The sequence below is a fragment of the Roseobacter sp. S87 genome (genome assembly GCF_055693285.1).
Window position 1 is genome coordinate 1,924,230 of sequence record NZ_JBVFTR010000004.1, and the last position, 17,150, is coordinate 1,941,379.

General features: G+C 58.5%; 17 protein-coding genes. 1 reads left to right on the forward strand and 16 read right to left on the reverse strand.

Annotated elements, in window-relative coordinates; translation table 11 throughout:
• Positions 1 to 22 precede the first annotated feature (22 nt).
• The 7 genes from ACZ1HA_RS10475 to glpD all read right to left on the reverse strand — a co-directional run bounded on the left by ACZ1HA_RS10475 (position 23) and on the right by glpD (position 7,646).
• Positions 23 to 1,744, reverse strand: a complete 1,722-nt coding sequence (locus ACZ1HA_RS10475; RefSeq protein ID WP_472713813.1) for an ABC transporter substrate-binding protein — start codon at positions 1,742 to 1,744, stop codon at positions 23 to 25.
• A gap of 76 nt (positions 1,745 to 1,820) precedes the next feature.
• The gene (locus ACZ1HA_RS10480; RefSeq protein WP_436399075.1) at positions 1,821 to 2,093 is read right to left on the reverse strand and encodes a DUF2160 domain-containing protein; all 273 of its coding nucleotides are present in this window, start codon (positions 2,091 to 2,093) and stop codon (positions 1,821 to 1,823) included.
• A 14-nt stretch (positions 2,094 to 2,107) separates the two neighbouring features.
• Positions 2,108 to 2,950 carry a carbohydrate ABC transporter permease gene (locus ACZ1HA_RS10485; RefSeq protein ID WP_472715320.1) on the reverse strand — a complete coding sequence of 281 codons (843 nt, stop codon included), beginning with the start codon at positions 2,948 to 2,950 and terminating at the stop codon, positions 2,108 to 2,110.
• A 35-nt stretch (positions 2,951 to 2,985) separates the two neighbouring features.
• Entirely contained in the window at positions 2,986 to 3,858 is an 873-nt protein-coding gene (locus tag ACZ1HA_RS10490; RefSeq protein ID WP_375230582.1) for a carbohydrate ABC transporter permease, read from the reverse strand.
• Positions 3,858 to 4,943: an ABC transporter ATP-binding protein gene (locus ACZ1HA_RS10495; protein ID WP_472713814.1), complete on the reverse strand. Its 1,086-nt coding sequence runs from the start codon at positions 4,941 to 4,943 to the stop codon at positions 3,858 to 3,860. The genes ACZ1HA_RS10490 and ACZ1HA_RS10495 overlap by 1 nt, the downstream gene beginning before the upstream one ends.
• Positions 4,943 to 6,031, reverse strand: coding sequence for an ABC transporter ATP-binding protein (locus tag ACZ1HA_RS10500; protein ID WP_472713815.1), 1,089 nt, complete (start codon positions 6,029 to 6,031; stop codon positions 4,943 to 4,945). Before ACZ1HA_RS10500 ends, ACZ1HA_RS10495 begins: the two co-directional genes overlap by 1 nt.
• A gap of 16 nt (positions 6,032 to 6,047) precedes the next feature.
• A complete protein-coding gene (gene glpD, locus ACZ1HA_RS10505) occupies positions 6,048 to 7,646 on the reverse strand; it encodes a glycerol-3-phosphate dehydrogenase (protein WP_472713816.1) in 1,599 nt (532 codons plus the stop codon).
• Positions 7,647 to 7,939: 293 nt separating this feature from the next.
• Here glpD and ACZ1HA_RS10510 point away from each other — a divergent pair, with 293 nt between their 5' ends.
• Positions 7,940 to 8,701 (forward strand): DeoR/GlpR family DNA-binding transcription regulator, encoded by a 762-nt coding sequence (locus ACZ1HA_RS10510; protein WP_472713817.1) that lies wholly within the window; start codon positions 7,940 to 7,942, stop codon positions 8,699 to 8,701.
• Between the two features lie 6 nt (positions 8,702 to 8,707).
• Here the strand turns inward: ACZ1HA_RS10510 and ACZ1HA_RS10515 are convergent, their stop codons facing one another.
• The 9 genes from ACZ1HA_RS10515 to ACZ1HA_RS10555 form a co-directional block, all read right to left on the reverse strand.
• Entirely contained in the window at positions 8,708 to 9,487 is a 780-nt protein-coding gene (locus tag ACZ1HA_RS10515; protein ID WP_472713818.1) for a creatininase family protein, read from the reverse strand.
• A gap of 92 nt (positions 9,488 to 9,579) precedes the next feature.
• The gene (locus tag ACZ1HA_RS10520) at positions 9,580 to 10,311 is read right to left on the reverse strand and encodes a hypothetical protein (protein WP_472713819.1); all 732 of its coding nucleotides are present in this window, start codon (positions 10,309 to 10,311) and stop codon (positions 9,580 to 9,582) included.
• Positions 10,308 to 10,694 (reverse strand): hypothetical protein, encoded by a 387-nt coding sequence (locus ACZ1HA_RS10525; RefSeq protein WP_472713820.1) that lies wholly within the window; start codon positions 10,692 to 10,694, stop codon positions 10,308 to 10,310. Before ACZ1HA_RS10525 ends, ACZ1HA_RS10520 begins: the two co-directional genes overlap by 4 nt.
• 91 nt (positions 10,695 to 10,785) lie before the next feature.
• Entirely contained in the window at positions 10,786 to 11,721 is a 936-nt protein-coding gene (locus ACZ1HA_RS10530; protein WP_472713821.1) for a dynamin family protein, read from the reverse strand.
• A complete protein-coding gene (locus tag ACZ1HA_RS10535; RefSeq protein ID WP_472713822.1) occupies positions 11,718 to 13,790 on the reverse strand; it encodes a dynamin family protein in 2,073 nt (690 codons plus the stop codon). Before ACZ1HA_RS10535 ends, ACZ1HA_RS10530 begins: the two co-directional genes overlap by 4 nt.
• A gap of 178 nt (positions 13,791 to 13,968) precedes the next feature.
• Positions 13,969 to 14,409, reverse strand: a complete 441-nt coding sequence (locus tag ACZ1HA_RS10540; RefSeq protein ID WP_472713823.1) for a hypothetical protein — start codon at positions 14,407 to 14,409, stop codon at positions 13,969 to 13,971.
• A gap of 53 nt (positions 14,410 to 14,462) precedes the next feature.
• A complete protein-coding gene (locus tag ACZ1HA_RS10545; RefSeq protein WP_472713824.1) occupies positions 14,463 to 15,083 on the reverse strand; it encodes a GTPase domain-containing protein in 621 nt (206 codons plus the stop codon).
• Positions 15,014 to 15,919 carry a PP2C family protein-serine/threonine phosphatase gene (locus ACZ1HA_RS10550; protein ID WP_472713825.1) on the reverse strand — a complete coding sequence of 302 codons (906 nt, stop codon included), beginning with the start codon at positions 15,917 to 15,919 and terminating at the stop codon, positions 15,014 to 15,016. Before ACZ1HA_RS10550 ends, ACZ1HA_RS10545 begins: the two co-directional genes overlap by 70 nt.
• A complete protein-coding gene (locus ACZ1HA_RS10555) occupies positions 15,903 to 17,111 on the reverse strand; it encodes an FHA domain-containing protein (protein WP_472713826.1) in 1,209 nt (402 codons plus the stop codon). The genes ACZ1HA_RS10550 and ACZ1HA_RS10555 overlap by 17 nt, the downstream gene beginning before the upstream one ends.
• Positions 17,112 to 17,150 lie beyond the last annotated feature (39 nt).

A 17,150-nucleotide genomic window follows, 5' to 3' on the forward strand; every position in this document is an offset into this window, starting at 1 on the left:
CCCCGGCCTCTGTCTCAGAGACTTACTGCCAGGACTTGATCAGCTCGTCGTAGCTGACAGTCATCGGCTCTTCGTCCTCGTTGTCCAGCTTAGCGTAAGGTGCGCCCGGCTGATCGAACCAGTACTGTGCGTCCTGTTCGTCGTTCAGGACCGGACCCAGATCACCCTGGACACCTGCGCGCTCAAGACGCTGGAGCACACGCTCCTGATCTTCGCACAGTGCATCAAGTGCTTCCTGAGGTGTCTTTGCACCGGACATTGCATCACCGATGTTCTGCCACCACAGCTGCGCCAGCTTCGGATAGTCAGGCACGTTTGTGCCGGTCGGGGACCACTGAACGCGCGCAGGCGAACGGTAGAATTCGACCAGACCACCCAGCTTGTCGGCACGGTCTGTGAAGTGCTGGCTGTCGATGGTGGATTCACGGATGAAAGTGAGACCAACGTCAGATTTCTTCAGGTCGACCGTTTTGGAGACCACGAACTGTGCATAGAGCCATGCGGCTTTTGCACGGTCCACAGGTGTGGATTCCATCAGGGTCCAGCTGCCTGCGTCCTGGTAGCCGATCTTCTGGCCTTCTTTCCAGTAAACACCATGCGGGCTGGGCGCCATGCGCCACTTGGGCGTGCCGTCCTCGTTCATCACGGGCAGACCGGGCTCAACCGTCGCCGCGGTGAAGGCCGTGTACCAGAACATCTGCTGGGCCACGTTGCCCTGCGCCGGGATCGGACCCGCTTCGCCGAAGGTCATACCGGCAGCCGCTGGCGGCGAGTACTTCTGCAGCCATTCAATGGCCTTGGTCACCGCATAGACAGCCGCAGGCGAGTTTGTCGCACCACCTCGGGCCACACAGGAACCGGTCGGCTGGGAGTTCTCGTTCACACGGATACCCCATTCGTCAACCGGCAGACCGTTTGGCTCACCGACGTCGCCCATGCCTGCCATGGACATCCACGCATCAGTGTAACGCCAGCCAAGCGACGGGTCTTTTTTGCCGTAGTCCATGTTGCCGAAAACTTCGCCCTCAACGCCCATATGGCTCAGATCGCGGCCGGTGAAGAACTCAGCGATGTCCTCATAGGCCGTCCAGTTGACCGGCACACCAAGGTCATAACCATAAGCCGCCTTGAAGTCGGCCTTGTTCTTTTCGTCGTTGAACCAGTCGTAACGGAACCAGTAAAGGTTCGCGAACTGCTGGCTCGGCAGCTGATAGAGCTTGCCATCCGGCCCTGTGGTGAAGCTGGTGCCGATGAAATCGTCAACGTCCAGCGTCGGCAGGGTCACATCAGCGCCCTCACCCGCCATCCAGTCGGTCAGGTTGCGCACCTGCTGGTAGCGCCAGTGCGTCCCGATCAGGTCGGAGTCGTTGATGTAGGCGTCATAGATGTTTTCGCCCGACTGCATCTGTGTCTGCAGCTTTTCAACAACGTCACCTTCGCCGATCAGGTCATGCGTGACCTTGATACCTGTGATCGCAGTGAAAGCGGGTGCCAGCACCTGGCTTTCATACTCGTGCGTTGTGATTGTCTCGGAAACCACTTTGATTTCCATGCCCTGGAACGGCGCTGCAGCGTCCACAAAGAACTGCATCTCCGCTTCCTGGCCTGCGCGGTCCAGCACGGAAAGGCCCGCGATCTCGTTATCGAGAAACGCTTTCGCCGCTTCCATGTCGGCCCAGGCCGGCAGTGCCATGCACGCGACCATCGCGCCCACAGCTGTGGTTGATTTCAGTGAAAAGTTCATTCTGGTCCTCCCTTAGACTTCTTGAACTGTTTTTACGGCCGCCCGGCTGTTTTCCGGACGCACCATTCTTCCTGTCTCAGACCCAGCGGAAAACCGCTGCGGCATAGACAAGGCACGCCAGCAGCGCATATGGCTGTGGAGCGACCTCAAGACCCAGCCAGATCAGGTTGATAAAGGCCGAGCCCAACAGCGTGATGAAAAGACGATCACCCCGCGTTGTTTCAATGCGGAGAATGCCGACGCGCGGCGTCTCCGGAAATTTGATTGCAAGAATTGTGAAGGTGATCAGCAGACAGGCGATCACGCCAAAGAATATTGCTGTCGGTATGGTCCAGGCCATCCATGCCATAGTGCTTGCCCCCTTTACACGCGGCCCAGGGCAAAGCCCTTGGCGATGTAGTTGCGCACGAAATAGATCACCAGCGCGCCTGGTACGATCGTCAGAACACCCGCCGCTGCCAGCACGCCCCAGTCAATCCCGGCAGCGCCCTGTGTTCGCGTCATGATGGCAGCAATCGGCTTGGCGTCAACCGTTGTGAGAGTGCGGCTGAGTAGCAGTTCCACCCATGAGAACATGAAGCAGAAGAAGGCCGCAACGCCGATCCCGCTCGCGATCAGGGGCATGAAAATGCGCACGAAAAACCGCGGGAAAGAATACCCATCAAGGTACGCAGTCTCATCGATCTCCTTGGGCACACCGCGCATGAACCCTTCGAGAATCCACACGGCCAGCGGCACATTGAAGAGACAATGGGCCAGAGCCACCGCGATGTGCGTATCAAACAGGCCGACGCTGGAATAAAGCTGGAAAAACGGCAGGGCGAAAACCGCAGGCGGCGCCATCCGGTTGGTCAGCAGCCAGAAGAACAGATGCTTGTCGCCCATAAAGCTGTAGCGGCTGAAGGCATATGCCGCCGGCAGTGCCACGGCGAGGCTGATCACTGTGTTCATCACCACATAGATCAGCGAGTTCACATAGCCGATGTACCAGCTCTCATCCGTCAGGATTTTGACGTAGTTCTCCAGCGTCAGATCGCGTGGAAAGAGCGAAAACTCCCCCAGGATCTCCGTGTTGGTTTTCAGGCTCATGTTGAGCAGCCAGTAGATCGGCAGCATCAGAAAGAGCAGGTACAGCCCCATCACGATGGTGGCACGGTTCACCCGGGGGCTCCGGCGCCGCGCAACTTTCGCGCCGCTGTCCGTCATCCCGGCCGCGGGGACCTGAGCAGTAGTATCAGCCATCAGACACCATCCCTTTTGTCGAGGTTCGTCATCACGGTGTAGAACACCCAGGAAATCAGCAGGATTACCAGGAAGTACATGATCGAGAAGGCGGCAGCAGGTCCAAGGTCAAACTGTCCAAGCGCCATCTTCACCAGGTCAATCGACAGGAAAGTCGTCGCATTACCCGGCCCACCGCCAGTGACGACAAACGGCTCGGTGTAGATCATGAAGCTGTCCATAAAGCGCAGCAGAATGGCGATCATGAGCACACCCGCCATCTTGGGCAGCTCGATATAACGGAACACGGCCCAGCGGCTTGCCTGGTCGATCTTGGCTGCCTGGTAGTAGGCGTTCGGGATCGACTGCAGACCGGCATAGGCCAGCAATGCCACCAGCGACGTCCAGTGCCAGACATCCATCACGATCACGGTGACCCATGCGGCGACGATATCCTGCGTGTAGTTATAGGAAATGCCCATCTTATCAAGCGTGTAGCCCAGCAGGCCAATATCCACACGGCCAAAGATCTGCCAGATGGTGCCCACCACGTTCCAAGGGATCAGCAGTGGCAGCGACATCAGCACAAGGCAGAAAGACGCCCAGAAACCGCTCTTTGGCATGTTCAGGGCCACATAAATCCCCAGCGGGATTTCAATCGCGAGAATAATGCCCGAGAACATCAGCTGACGCCAAAGGGCATCCCACATGCGTTCCTCGGCCAGCATCACCTCGAACCACTCAAGGCCCGCCCAGAAAAACTCATTGTTCCCGAAGGTGTCCTGGACGGAGTAATTGACCACCGTCATCAGCGGGATCACCGCTGAAAAGGCCACCAGCACAAGCACCGGCAGGACCAGAAACCAGGCCTTCTGATTAACAGTCTTGTTCATCAGGCCGCCTCCCCCTGCGGTGCCACACGCCAGTCATCGGCGTAGACATTGATGCCCTTCGGATCGAAGGTGATACGCGGTGTGTCGACCGAGATCTGATCGTCTTCACCGGCAATGGCGCTGATCTCAGTGCCGTCGACGTCCAGCCTGACAATCTTGTGGCGCCCCACGTCCTCGATCCGTTTGATTTTAGCCGGCAGCCCGTTTTCAGCGTCACCGATCCGGATGAACTCCGGCCGCACGCCCACCTGAAGACGGCTGCCATCAGACTGGTATGCAGCGCCAAGCGGCACCCGAACACCGGCAATCCGCGCCGTATGTCCGTCGATTTCCGCATCAAACAGGTTCATGCCGGGCGACCCGATGAAATAGCCCACAAACGTATGCGCCGGCCGCTCGAACAGCTCCTGCGGTGTGCCGATCTGCACAACGCGCCCGTCATACATGACGACCACCTTGTCCGCGAACGTCAGTGCCTCAGTCTGGTCATGCGTCACGTAGATCATCGTATGACCAAACTCGTGGTGCAGTGATTTCAGCTGCGTGCGCAGTTCCCACTTCATGTGCGGGTCAATTACGGTGAGGGGCTCATCAAACAGCAGCGCGTTCACGTCCTCACGCACCATACCCCGTCCAAGAGAAATCTTTTGTTTTGCATCCGCCGTCAGGCCTCTGGCCTTGCGGTCCAGTTCAGCTTCCATACCGATCATCTGGGCGATCTGGCTGACACGCTGTGCAACATAGGAAGCATCCTCACCACGATTGCGCAGCGGAAAGGCCAGGTTGTCGCGCACGGTCATCGTGTCATAAACGACCGGAAACTGAAAAACCTGCGCGATGTTGCGCTCTGCGGTCGGCGCCTCCGTCACGTCACGGTCGTTGAACAGAATGCGGCCCTGGCTGGGATGCAGCAGTCCTGAAATAATGTTCAGAAGCGTGGACTTACCGCAGCCGGACGCGCCCAGAAGCGCGTAGGCTTCTCCGTCGACCCAGTCGTGGTTCAGTTCTTTGAGCGCGAAGTCATCCTCGGACTTCGGATTGGCAAGGTAGGAATGCGCGAGATTATCCAGCGTGATTTTGGCCATTATGCCGCCTCCGCGTAGGGGGCCGCTGACACCAGCGCACCGTCCGTGCCAAAAAGATAAACATGTGCCGGGTCGAGATAGACAGACAGGTCCTGACCAGGATGCAGACTGTGAACGCCATGCACCAGTCCGACCCAGCGCGCGCCATCATGATCAAGGTGAACAAAGGTTTCTGATCCGGTGATTTCCGTCACACTGAGACGCGTGTCGAATTTCATCGTACCGGCCACATGCGGCGCAAGCTCCAGATGGTTTGGGCGGAAGCCAGCGGTATATTCACCGTCAGCCAGACCCATTGCATCCGCAGGAACCGGCGTCGACTGCCCCGCTCCGAAGCGCAGTTCACTGCCCTCCTTGCGCACAGACAGGAAATTCATTGGTGGATCTGAGAAAACCCGTGCCGTCGTGGCGTTGACCGGGCGGCGGTAAACCGACGGTGTCGGACCGAACTGTGTCACGCACCCTTCCCAGAGCGCAGCCGTATTCCCGCCCAGCAACAGCGCTTCCTCAGGTTCCGTTGTTGCGTAAACAAAAATCGAGCCGGATTCTTCGAAGATACGCGGGATTTCCGCACGCAGTTCTTCGCGCAGCTTGTAGTCGAGGTTGGCAAGAGGTTCGTCCAGCAGCACAAGGCCCGCGTTTTTGACGAGCGCCCGCGCCAGCGCGCAACGCTGTTGCTGTCCGCCCGAAAGCTCAAGCGGCTTGCGGTCCAGCATCGGCGTGAGTTGCATCAGCTCAGCCGTTTCACGCACCCGCGCATCGATTTCTTTGCGGGACTGCCCCATCAGCTTCATCGGCGACGCGATGTTATCGTAGACCGTCATGGACGGGTAGTTGATGAACTGCTGATACACCATCGCGACCTTGCGATCCTGTACCCGCATACCGGTCACATCATCGCCATTCCAGATCACACGCCCGGTGGCGGGCACATCCAGGCCGGCCATCAGCCGCATCAGCGACGTTTTGCCGGACAATGTCGGCCCCAGCAGCACATTCATCGTGCCCCGCTGCAGCTCCAGGTCTGTCGGGTGTATGTGGGTCTCCCCTCCGACAGTTTTTGACACTCCCTCAAGTATCAGGGTCATGTCACCCTCCCCCTTATTATTCTGCGGCCTCCGGCTGCAGTGTCGGCCACTGTTCGCGCATGAACGCGTCCAGATCAGCCACTTCTTTATCTGTGAGCCTGAGCCCAAGTTTGTTGCGGCGCCACACGACATCCTCAGCCGTGCGGGCATATTCGCGCGTCATCAGCCAGCGCACTTCCCGTTCTGTCAGCGTCGCGCCAAACGCACGGCCAAGTGCTGCTTCCTCAGGCGCATCTCCCAGCACATCCCAGCTGTCAGTCCCGTAAGCCCGCACCAGCCGGCGCGCCCAGAATTCCGACAGATAGGTGTGATCCTCGCGCAGGCGCGTGACCAGCATGTCAAACCCATCAACAGCAAAATCACCGCCCGGCAAAGGCACACCTGCTGTCCAGTGTCCTGATGTTCCGCTGAAGAAAGGAACGATCTTGTCCATCGCATCTTCAGCCAGCTTCCGGTAGGTCGTGATCTTGCCTCCGAACACGTTCAGGATGGGCGCACCGCCGGTGTCATCCACCTTGAGCGTATAGTCCCGCGTGGCAGCCGTGGCGCTGCTCGCGCCATCATCATACAGCGGACGCACACCGGAATAGCTCCAGACCACGTCTTCGACGCTGATATCTTCGCGCAGGTACTGGTTCACGAAATCGATCAGATAATCACGTTCCTCATCCGTGCAGCGCGGCGCGGTATCCGGATCGGCGTGTTCAGCATCCGTTGTGCCGATCAGCGTGAAGTCGTTTTCATAGGGTATCGCAAAAATGATCCGGCCATCGGTGCCCTGGAAAAAATAGCATTTATCATGATCGTAGAGCCGGCGGGTCACAATATGGCTGCCCCGAACGAGGCGCACACCTTCGGTCGAGTTGATACGCACCTTCTGCTGGATAATATCGCCGACCCAGGGGCCACCTGCATTGACCAGCATGCGCGCGGAGAGCTGCTTCTGCTCGCCACTCATCGTGTCCTCAACAGTAACCTGCCACAGGTCGTCCACCCGGGATGCTGAAACGACGCGCGTGCGCACCATAATGTCTGCGCCGCGCAGCTCCGCATCGCGTGCATTCAGCACGACAAGACGCGAGTCCTCGATCCAGCAGTCGGAATATTCATACGCCTTCTCAAAGCGTTCTTCGATGGGCGCACCTTCCGGCGTCCCGCGCAGCGAAAGGGTCTTTGTTGACGGCAGGATTTTCCGGCCACCGAGACTGTCATAGAGGAACAGCCCAAACCGGATCAGCCAGGCAGGCCGCCGCCCCTTCATCCATGGCATCACAGCATTCAAAATGCGCGACGTTGGTGTCGATCCCTCAAACCGCATGTCGGGGTGGTATGGCAATACAAACCGCATGGGCCAGCTGATGTGTGGCATCGCCCTCAACAGCGTTTCGCGCTCTTCAAGCGCATGACGCACCAGACGTATCTCAAAGTACTCAAGGTACCTCAGACCACCATGAAAAAGCTTGGTCGAGGCAGAAGACGTCGCCGACGCGAGATCGTTCATTTCTGCAAGTCCGACACTCAGGCCGCGCCCCGCAGCATCCCGCGCGATTCCACAGCCGTTAATGCCGCCGCCGATGACGAAAACATCATAAACTGGATTGTCGCTGCGTGACAAAAGCTTCCCCCCGGCCTGCTCTGCGCGCTGATAGCACTACCTCAGGTAATGCTCGCTTTCAAGTTAATATTTTCGTTTATGTTCGTTTTCACTGAATCTCTGAAAAAGCAGCGAAGTTTCACGCAACTCTGACGACACCCTTATACAGTCAAGACACTGTATATTAACAATATTTTTCTCCATCTTCTTTCTGTGTCACCGCTTCAGACAACCGCATAAATACGAATGAAAGCGCACACAGCATTGAAAACCGTCGCGTTGTGAAGCAAACTTCACTCAAGGAGGCACACCAGATGTCCCAGACATTCCGGCACCCCGACATCCTGGAAATCGCCAGGCGTGAAGGGAAAGTCACCGTCGAAGAACTCGCGGCGCACTTTGGCGTGACGCTGCAGACGATCAGGCGAGACCTGACCGAACTGGCAGATGCCAACAAACTGGAGCGGGTACATGGTGGGGCAATCCTGCCGTCCGGCACGACAAACATCGGCTATGACGAGCGCCGGAACCTGAACGACGACGCCAAACTGTCGATTGCGCGGGCCTGTGCAGATCATATTCCCGAAGGCTGCTCTGTTTTCCTGAATATCGGCACAAGCACCGAGGCCGTCGCCCGTCAGCTGCTGCGCCACCGCGATCTGATGGTGGTGACCAACAATATGAACGTCGCCAATATTCTGGTGGAAAACCCCGATTGTCAGGTCATCGTCACTGGCGGAACCGTGCGGCGTGCTGATGGCGGTCTCATCGGAAACGTGACGATTGACACGATTCGTCAGTTTAAGTTCGACATCGCGGTGATCGGCTGCTCCGCAATGGATACTGATGGTGATCTTCTGGATTTTGACACCCAGGAAGTCGGTGTGAGCCAGACGATTATCGAACAGTCGCGCAAATCATTTCTTGTGGCGGACAATTCCAAATTTTCCAGAACTGCGCCCGCGCGCATCGCATCTATGCGATCGCTGAGCACCGTGTTTACGGACAGACCTCTGCCCCGGGAGCTGGCAGAGCGTTGCAGGAACTGGGACACCGGGGTCGTCGTCGCCCCCTGAACGCCGTCAGCCGGCCCGACCCGGCAACGGCATCCGGGTCAGATCCCTGAGCATCCTGATAAAACCGCGCACCTGATGATGGGCTGTTGTCCGGCCCTTCTGCGCACTGGCGAGATGTGCTTCACCGGTCACGCCCTTCGGGTTCAGGTCAGAGGCGATCCATCCCCATGCAACCGGACCGGTTGGCGGTATCGCGGATGCTTCTCCCTTTGATCCGAAGTCTTCTGCCGCTTCCATCTCAACGGTCTCAGGCCGGAATGCGAGCATCAGCGATGTTTCAACATCTCCTCCGTGCAGGCCATGTGACAGCTCACGTTCGGAGAAGAGACCCTCCGGAAAACCGAACCCTCCCCACTGACAGCGGACTGCGAGCATTTCTTTTTCAATGCGCAGCTGCCGCACAAGAACTGCCAGCAGATCTGCGTTTCCACCATGGCTGTTTACGAAAACAACTTTGCGGATACCGGCGTCTGCCACCGAACGCCCGATGTCCAGCCACGTCCCGAGCGCAGTTTCCCACCGCAACGAAACCGTGCCAGGCTGATGGATGTGCTCATCAGATTTTCCGACCGACTGCACCGGAAGAACCCGCAAATCTAGACCATCCGTATTCTGGCGCCGCAACTCGTCCAGCATGCCTTCTGCGATCATCGTATCCGTGCCGAGCGGGAGATGTGGCCCGTGCTGCTCGACTGCTGCAACGGGAACAACCGCTATGGTTGCCAGGGGGTCAACAGAGTCAAAATCGGCGGCGCGCATTGCGGCCCAGTCCAGCGTTTGCCCCACATCAGTCTCCTGTCCGGAATTGTTCATTTCAACTGCCCGACGCTTCCACGGTTTCCTGTGCAAAACAAGTCAGGAGTATGCGGCTTAATCAGTCACACCTGCATCGCGACAATTTCAGCGAGCCTTTTGCCGTCAGACGTTTCAGCGAGAGCCCATGTTTCTTCCTGCCCGGCGTGACACAATATCACGCAGACATCGTCACGAAGCCCGCCGCCCCATACAACAATACCAGAATCGTCTTCCGGTTCCTCGAGCGCAAAATACCAGTTGCGGTATTCTGCCAGCACCCTGAGTGCTTCATCGGAGCCCTCGCTGGAAACTTGCTCACCATCATCAAACGACACGGACGCTGAAGACGCCTCAAGCACCTTCTGATGAACGTCTTCTGCTGACAACGCCGGTGCCATTAACGCTTCAGCCGGCATACCGCCGGTTATTTCTCCCGGCGGGAAGTCCGGGCGAACTGAAACCACTTCGATTGTCTCTGCGGTTGCCGCAAAATCCCGCAGTGCGGTCTTCAGCTTCTCCGTTTGCCTTCGGTCCATCGCCGTAGCCTCAACTGGCGCATTGCCTGCTGTTCCAGGCAATGCTCCACTGCAGACGCGTCGTTCATGCACCAGAACTGTGATCTCCAGCCCGTCGTTGCGTACCAGTGTAAGCCAGCGGGTCAGAACGGTTTCGCTGACCTCTCTCACAATCGCTTCATAGGCTACCAGGTTATCCACCGGGAAAATGCGCCGGCCCTGCGCGCCTTTTTCGCCCGGTGCGCGTGACAACGCTTTCAAAGTTTCATTCAGATCCGGCGCGGGTTCATTATCGCTCATGCATCGACCCCGGTTTCGAAAAGCAACTCGCGCGCAGCAACTGCCAGTTCCATGATTTCGGCGGGATCCTCGCCGACAAGACAGATCGCCTCTTCTGCCAGAACCGGTGACTTCACGAAACACGCAAGCGCGCCCCGAAAACCTGTTATTGCGTACCACGGCGCACCCCCGGCGTCGCTGGCATCCGCCCCCTTCAATCCGTCCGGCATACCGGGCGCAAACAGCCTGAGCGCCACTCTGCACAACGCATCCAGCGTTTCCTGCCCGGTCGGGCGCATAGTACTGGACGCCAGAACCATGCCCGTGGACAGGTCGGCAAACGCAGCAACTGTGCATCCGGGATACCGGGTACGCAGGTCATCCAGCCGGGAATGTATTGTCATTGCAGTCAAAGGTCACCGACACCAAAACGACGCCCGATGCCAGGGCGCCGGTTATCAGTATCTTCCGTTCCTGCAATTTTGGTTAACGACGTCAGGAGAATTTCGGGGCAAACGAAAGATCGTCATCCTCCGCGATCAAAGGTTCCGATGACCGCGGCCTTTTGCGCACCCGCGCCTTGGGACGTCTTGGAACAATGGCGCCATCCGTATCCGCTTCCGGTCGCCCCTCGGGTGACGCCTTCTGCAAAGGGGCACTCTGGTCAGCGTTCTCAAAGACAGGAAGAGGAACCTGATCAGAGGTTTCTTCCCGATCGGCAATCTGTTCTTTCAGCGCTTCGACTATGTCCAGAAAGCGCATGACGAACGGCTCGGCACCGCTTTTTTCCCAGATTGCCTCGTCTTCGCCGCTGTCACGCGCAAGAAGCAGCGAAATCAGGAAAGTCTCCGCAAAAAGCTCGTCTGTCTCAGCACGAACACGCCGCATGACACGCTCACGGTCGCGTTCCCGCACAAGCATGTCCGCCCGGGTCAGCAGAAGGATTGAACTGGCGTATTTCTCCGGTGGAATGGTCTGCCATACCGCTGCCTCGCTCTGGCGCCATGCCTGAGTTGCAGGACTGCACCAAATCACACCATCCGCCAGCGGGAGCATCCGCTCCCAGACCGCCGACGACATGTTCGGATCGGAGATACCGGGCAGGTCAATAATTTCGCAGTGTTTCAGGATCTCTTCCTCGCAAAACACGCGGATATATGCCGTTTCGTCCAGGTCGATGTTTTCCGGTCGCGACAGGTCGCAGGGCATTTCTGTCCCGTCAGGGCGAACGAGGACCGGCTCGCCGTGGCCCCAGGTGATCCATACGGGTGGCAGTTGCGTCGCCACGACCTGAACCGGCAGGTACTCGGCGCCAATCATCAGGTTGGCAAGCGTGCTTTTGCCCGCGCTGAACTCGCCCATCAGAGCAATACGGGGCAGCCTTAATTCACTTTCGCCGGGATGAGAAACAGAAGGGTTCATATCGTTCATCGCGCGGCCAGCCCGTTCAGGATTTCCAGCGCGTTCCGGATGTTTTCGTTCCTCTCGCGGGGGGCGTTCTCTGACACGAATGCGGCCAGCTCGTCCGGGTCCGCCTGCTGCATCCGGGACATTGATGTAAAAACGGACATCTGTTCGCTGAGAAACGCGTTAAATTCCTCCAGAGCTTCATTGCGCACACCTTCGGCGAGATCATCCCGCAGTTCCTGCACAAACGGGTCGGTTTCCGCACGGATCAGTTCAACAAAGCCCTCAGCATAGGCCTGATAGCCCTTGCGCTGATGCCACCACCGTTTCCACCAGCTGCCCTGCAGGTCGAGTGCAATGGTGCGCCCCAGCGTCACCGGCGGCGGCACCTGAGGGGCGCGTGGAAGGGTTATGGGAATATCCTCCGGCCCAAGACCAAAGGCCTGAACATAAAGCTCCGCGATCTGTTCTGCCGCCGTGCGGACTGCATTGTCGAACGCCGCCGTACTTTTGCGGGCAAGCACTTTGTGCGACGAACTGAGCAGCACACGCAGGCCAGCCGGATCATAGGTCCAGGGGCTTTGCTCTCCGAATTTCTCAAGATGCACGATCAGCGAGGAAGTGGCCCTTTCCAGAAAACTGTCCTGCACCCGGTTCATCCGCTCTGAAAACCCATTGAGGATGTCCGCGAATTCCTGTCGCAGTGCGTCACCTGCGCGCGACACCGTCTGCTGCATCAGGTTTTCAGCTTCGGCACCGCTCAGGCTTTTCCTGTCCGAGCCGGAAGAAGCAGCTGTTCCGATCAGGCCGGATGCCGCTATCCCGTTGGCAAGGTTCAGACCGCTCGCCGCAGCACGATGCAGCATCGCCGCGCCGACGCCGTTTGCGACGCGATCTGCAACAGCGCACTGCAGCTCAGGCAACCCGGAGTATGCCCAGGCAGTTTCGACCGGATCAGTAAGGTCCAGGTCTTCGGCCCCCTCCGGCATTTCCGCGTTCTCCGAACGGTTCTCAAGTGCTGCCCGGCTGGCGGGTGGCAGCATGTCAAGATCACCTTCCAGCGCAGCACAGGCCCAGAGCGCGCTGCCAAAGATGACCCGCGCTTCTTTTGGGCCTTTGTGTTTTTCCAGCGTCGCCGCAATGCTTTCCGAGATTTGCCCGATCTGTGTAGCAGGATCGGAGAGTTCATCGATACGGTTGACAAAAATCAGAACATCACGGGACTTTACGTGCGCGATCAGACGGATAAGAGCCAGGTCCGTCGAAGACAGCGCCTGATGAGCCGACAAAACAACAACGCAAAGCTTACTGTCCCGGATCGCTCGGATGGTAATCTGTTCGCGCATCAGGAAGGTATCATTCACACCCGGCGTATCCCGGACACACAGCCGGACCGGAAGAGCCGCCCTCTGCATCTGCAGATCAGCTGATTTGGTGATATCCGCAAACTGTCCCTGTTCGTGCGCGCCAGGAGGTTCCGGTTCATCAAGGTCGTCGCCGAGGCACACATAACGTTCGACCAGTTCCTGATCGAAATAGCCGTAGTCATGTTGTTGACCCAACAACATCTCGAATTTCCGGCCCAGACGCGCTTTGGATTTCTCGCGCATCCGCGTGACCTGTTCCTTGATTTTCTCCAGCTCTTCATCAGCGCCCGCACGGCTTGCCAGTTCGCCGATCCGCCCGCCACCGGATACAAGCTTGTCCCACTCACCTTCGTCAAAGAACCGGAACGACGCTGTGTTCTGAAAATCCTCGCGTTCCGGATGGAGATGCAGGGACGTCACCACCGAGGTCCAGGGATTAACATCGGCGGGCAGAAGCTCGGTCTGACCGACAAATGCATTCACCAGCGTGGTTTTGCCTGATTTGATCTGACCGATCATGGTGACGCTGGGCTCAAAATTGTCGATTTGACGGCGTACACGCGCAGCCCGGCGGGCCGCGTTGTCATCGCCCGCGGCCTCGATCGCGTCCAGTGCGTCACAAAGACGATCCGCATCCTCAGCCAGAAGAGTCAGCTCCGACAGACCAGCCGCAAGCAGCCTGGCTTCGGTGAAGCCCGCCCGGTCAGAGATTTTCATAACGTTCATGCCAGCCCTCCTGGCCAGCGGGACCGGTCAGACCGGTACAGTCTGAACGCGATATGCCTCCATCTGATACGCATGCCTGCCCCCGGGTTGAAATTTGCTCACGCCCAAAATGGAGGAAAAATGTGCATACTTTGTGACTATTGGCCGGCCGCAGCAGTCCGTTTATCCGCGATTTATCTCAAATTGCGCGGTGATGCAGATCACGCGACAACTGCATGACAATGGCGACAGCATCGGTCGCAGACCGGGTGTCATTTTCCAGCCCCATCAGCACCAGTTTGTCGCTGGCTGCATAAAGCTCGCTCTCCCAGGCCTGCAGTTCCGCGCAACCCGTTTCATCATCTGTGATGGCGTCGTTGAGGGCTTCTGAAAGGTCATTGCAGATATCAAAGATCTGACCATGCGCCCCTTCAGCAACGGGCCCGGCCGCGCAAAGGCGATCAGCATGATCGCAGATAAGTGTCCGTACTTTGTCGAGCCCCGGTGCGGATTGCGTCCCGTCCGCGGCCTCTTGCACTGAGGCCGTATCATCGATTCCATGGCGCTCAAGGAACAGCAAAGCACTGTCCAGATCCGCGCGACGACCCGACGCCGCAATATGCAGAACAGTGTCCGACAACGCCCTGATCCCACTCGCTGCGCGCTGCTGTTCGTCAGGGATCTGGCCAACGCTCAGCCCCCCGCGATTGTGAGAGCCGATGTCGGATAGAGACTGTGAAACTCTTCAGAGGCAACTTCCTGCAGGTCCGCGATGCGTTCATTCAGCTGGCCGGTTTCAACCAGCTGGTCGGCTTTGGCAAGCACCAGCAGGCTGTGATCCTTGAGGTGGTCGGGCGCATTGTTCCAAATACCCGCTTCTTCGGGCCCGAAGCGACTGGTGCACCAGATAACGATGTCAGCATGTTCCAGCGCTTCCAGAGCGCGCATTCGGAACGCTGCCAGATCTTTGGGCAAATGCACATCCATCAAACAGGTATCTGCAAGAAATCCGGCGTCCAGATGTGTCGGCTTGCCACCGCCCGGCAGAGCATGTTGCGGTGCTTCCGCGCCCGGGCGCAGAATAATCCTTGCCTCACCACTGTGGCCTGCCACCTCGCCGGGCACACAGAGCAACGCATCACAGAGCGCGGATTTACCACTGCCGGGCGGTCCCAGAACGACCACCCTGACGCCAGCGCTCAGCCTGTTGCGCATCTCGGCCGCATGCTCACGCAGAGCGTCGCTCAGAGCCGGCGCACTGGTCGCGGCAGCAAGCCGTGCAAGCGTCTGCTCGTATTCAGTCTTATCCAACACGGCGCAGGTCTTCCTTTCGGACAGGGCTGTCGCCAGTGCAGTTTCACGTCAACCGCGTCATCAAGCCTGACGAGCGAAAACGACACATTGTCGAGCTCCGGGTCGTCGAGGCTGTCGATGCGCTCCATGAGCCGGTCCGCCAGTTCCGCACTTGAGGCACCGGCGTGATCATTCAAGACGGCGGCAATCTCGTCATCTGTCAGAAACTGCAGCCCGTCGCTTGCGACGATCAGGATGTCTCCGGCTTCCAGCGGCACCGGATCGGTTGGGCAGTCAACCTGAGGGACGCTTTCACCAAAGAGCACTGACGTAAGAATGTTGCGGTCCGGATGGTGGCGCGCTTCTTCGGCCGCCATCAGACCATTCCGCACCATAAAATCGATCTGCGGGGCCATCGAGTGATCTTCATTCAGCTGCCGCAGCACACCGTTGCGGAACAGAAAGAGCGGCGAGTCCCCGATCGAAATCCAGTAAAGCTGCCGGTTGACGACCACCGTTGCCACCAGAGTGGAGCCCATACCATGCGTTTCAGGGTGCGCGCGCACATGGTCACGAAGACAGGCGTTCGCGGCCATTGCAGCCTCGGTCAGCCGGCCGGTGATTTCCTTTTCAAACTGATCAGGATCGCAGCGCTGGAACATCAGCTCACTGAAAACTTCGGTAACCACAATCTTGCTGGCCACATCACCTGCTGCGTGCCCGCCCATCCCATCGGCCAGCACCGTCAGGCCGATGTCGGAACCGCGGGAATAATCCGCGATTACCGCATCTTCCTGATAGCTGCGGCAGCCCTTGCTGAGCGCCGATGCGGCGTCAAAATCAAAACGACGCGGCATGGCCATCATCCGTCGTTTCCCATTTGAAATCAGAACCGCAAAGTGCCACGAACCGCAGCGTCGTCTCGCCAATCCGGATCAGGTCTGCGTGATGCAGCTCTTCTGTGGCCAGTACCGGGCGGGCATTGCGCCGGATGATGTTCGATTTGCCGCCATGACCGAGATAGAATTTGTTCTGTTCCTCATCATAAGCGATCGCTGCGTGGTTCTGACGCGAGATGGAGTTATCGCCAAAATCCAGACGGATCACCTGGTCTTCGCCACGTCCGATCATGGACGCCCCGGTAAAGATGCTGAACGAATGTCCGACACCCGGGCCCTCGACCACAACCAGCCAGCCGACCGGGAATTTTTCGTGCTGCGGCGCCGCAGTCGCTTCGTTCACGGTCCCAAACGGGTCCGCCGGATCCGGCTCTCCACGGTTGAAGCCCAGCAGGCGCGTTTTCACCCGCCCTGCCCTGCGACCGGCACGCCCGGCGGCGGGAGCTGGCAATCCCGAAAGATCAGCCGCCGCAGGCGCAGGCGCTTCGGCCACATCCGCCGCTTCCGGCATTTCCGGTGGTACCTCGCTCTGCACCGAGAGCTGCTCACGGGCGAATGCGCTCAGATCAATCTGAGCAGGAGCTGCCGGTTCCGCCGTATCTGTCACAGTATCCACCGGATCCGCATCGCCCGGATCTGTTTCAACAGCTGCTTCGGCACCCGCTTCGGCGTCCACTGCCGGTGCTGCATCCCGCGCCCGTGCCAGCATGGCACTGATGTCAATGTCACCTGCATCAGCCTCGTCTGCAGCATCACCTGCAGGTTCAAAGCTGCCTTCTTCTGATGTGTCGGCGTCCACCTCCGGATCAGCAGCATCCGGAACATCGTCAAAGGCGGCGGGCTCCGCTCTGTCCATTTCACCCGTGTCCACGTCACGCACCTCTTTTACCACGGGTTCGCCAGCGGGCAGATCAGCAAAGGCATCCGCCGATGCCTCCGGCTCTGCGGGTTCACCAATCAGGTCGTCATAATGCTCATCGCCATCAGTCTGCGGTTCTTCGTGTGTGTCGACGGCAAAGGGGTCCAGCCCCAGCGGGCTGGTATCGGACCGGGCATCCTGCATCGCTTCGCGCAGTGCATCTTCGTCCGCTGCATCCAAAGACGTCGCCTCCCGCGACTGGTTCTGAAATACTTTCCTGAAAAGTGTCATCTGTCCGCCTTTCCGTTTTGTACTGAAGCAGAAAGGGTC

Excerpts from the sequence above, each read along its gene's own strand:
- ACZ1HA_RS10475 (WP_472713813.1), bottom strand. The coding sequence starts at position 1,744 with ATGAACTTTTCACTGAAATCAACCACAGCTGTGGGCGCGATGGTCGCG.
- ACZ1HA_RS10480 (WP_436399075.1), bottom strand. The coding sequence starts at position 2,093 with ATGGCATGGATGGCCTGGACCATACCGACAGCAATATTCTTTGGCGTG.
- ACZ1HA_RS10485 (WP_472715320.1), bottom strand. The coding sequence starts at position 2,950 with ATGACGGACAGCGGCGCGAAAGTTGCGCGGCGCCGGAGCCCCCGGGTG.
- ACZ1HA_RS10490 (WP_375230582.1), bottom strand. The coding sequence starts at position 3,858 with ATGAACAAGACTGTTAATCAGAAGGCCTGGTTTCTGGTCCTGCCGGTG.
- ACZ1HA_RS10495 (WP_472713814.1), bottom strand. The coding sequence starts at position 4,943 with ATGGCCAAAATCACGCTGGATAATCTCGCGCATTCCTACCTTGCCAAT.
- ACZ1HA_RS10500 (WP_472713815.1), bottom strand. The coding sequence starts at position 6,031 with ATGACCCTGATACTTGAGGGAGTGTCAAAAACTGTCGGAGGGGAGACC.
- ACZ1HA_RS10510 (WP_472713817.1), top strand. The coding sequence starts at position 7,940 with ATGTCCCAGACATTCCGGCACCCCGACATCCTGGAAATCGCCAGGCGT.
- ACZ1HA_RS10520 (WP_472713819.1), bottom strand. The coding sequence starts at position 10,311 with ATGAGCGATAATGAACCCGCGCCGGATCTGAATGAAACTTTGAAAGCG.
- ACZ1HA_RS10525 (WP_472713820.1), bottom strand. The coding sequence starts at position 10,694 with ATGACAATACATTCCCGGCTGGATGACCTGCGTACCCGGTATCCCGGA.
- ACZ1HA_RS10530 (WP_472713821.1), bottom strand. The coding sequence starts at position 11,721 with ATGAACGATATGAACCCTTCTGTTTCTCATCCCGGCGAAAGTGAATTA.
- ACZ1HA_RS10535 (WP_472713822.1), bottom strand. The coding sequence starts at position 13,790 with ATGAACGTTATGAAAATCTCTGACCGGGCGGGCTTCACCGAAGCCAGG.
- ACZ1HA_RS10550 (WP_472713825.1), bottom strand. The coding sequence starts at position 15,919 with ATGCCGCGTCGTTTTGATTTTGACGCCGCATCGGCGCTCAGCAAGGGC.
- ACZ1HA_RS10555 (WP_472713826.1), bottom strand. The coding sequence starts at position 17,111 with ATGACACTTTTCAGGAAAGTATTTCAGAACCAGTCGCGGGAGGCGACG.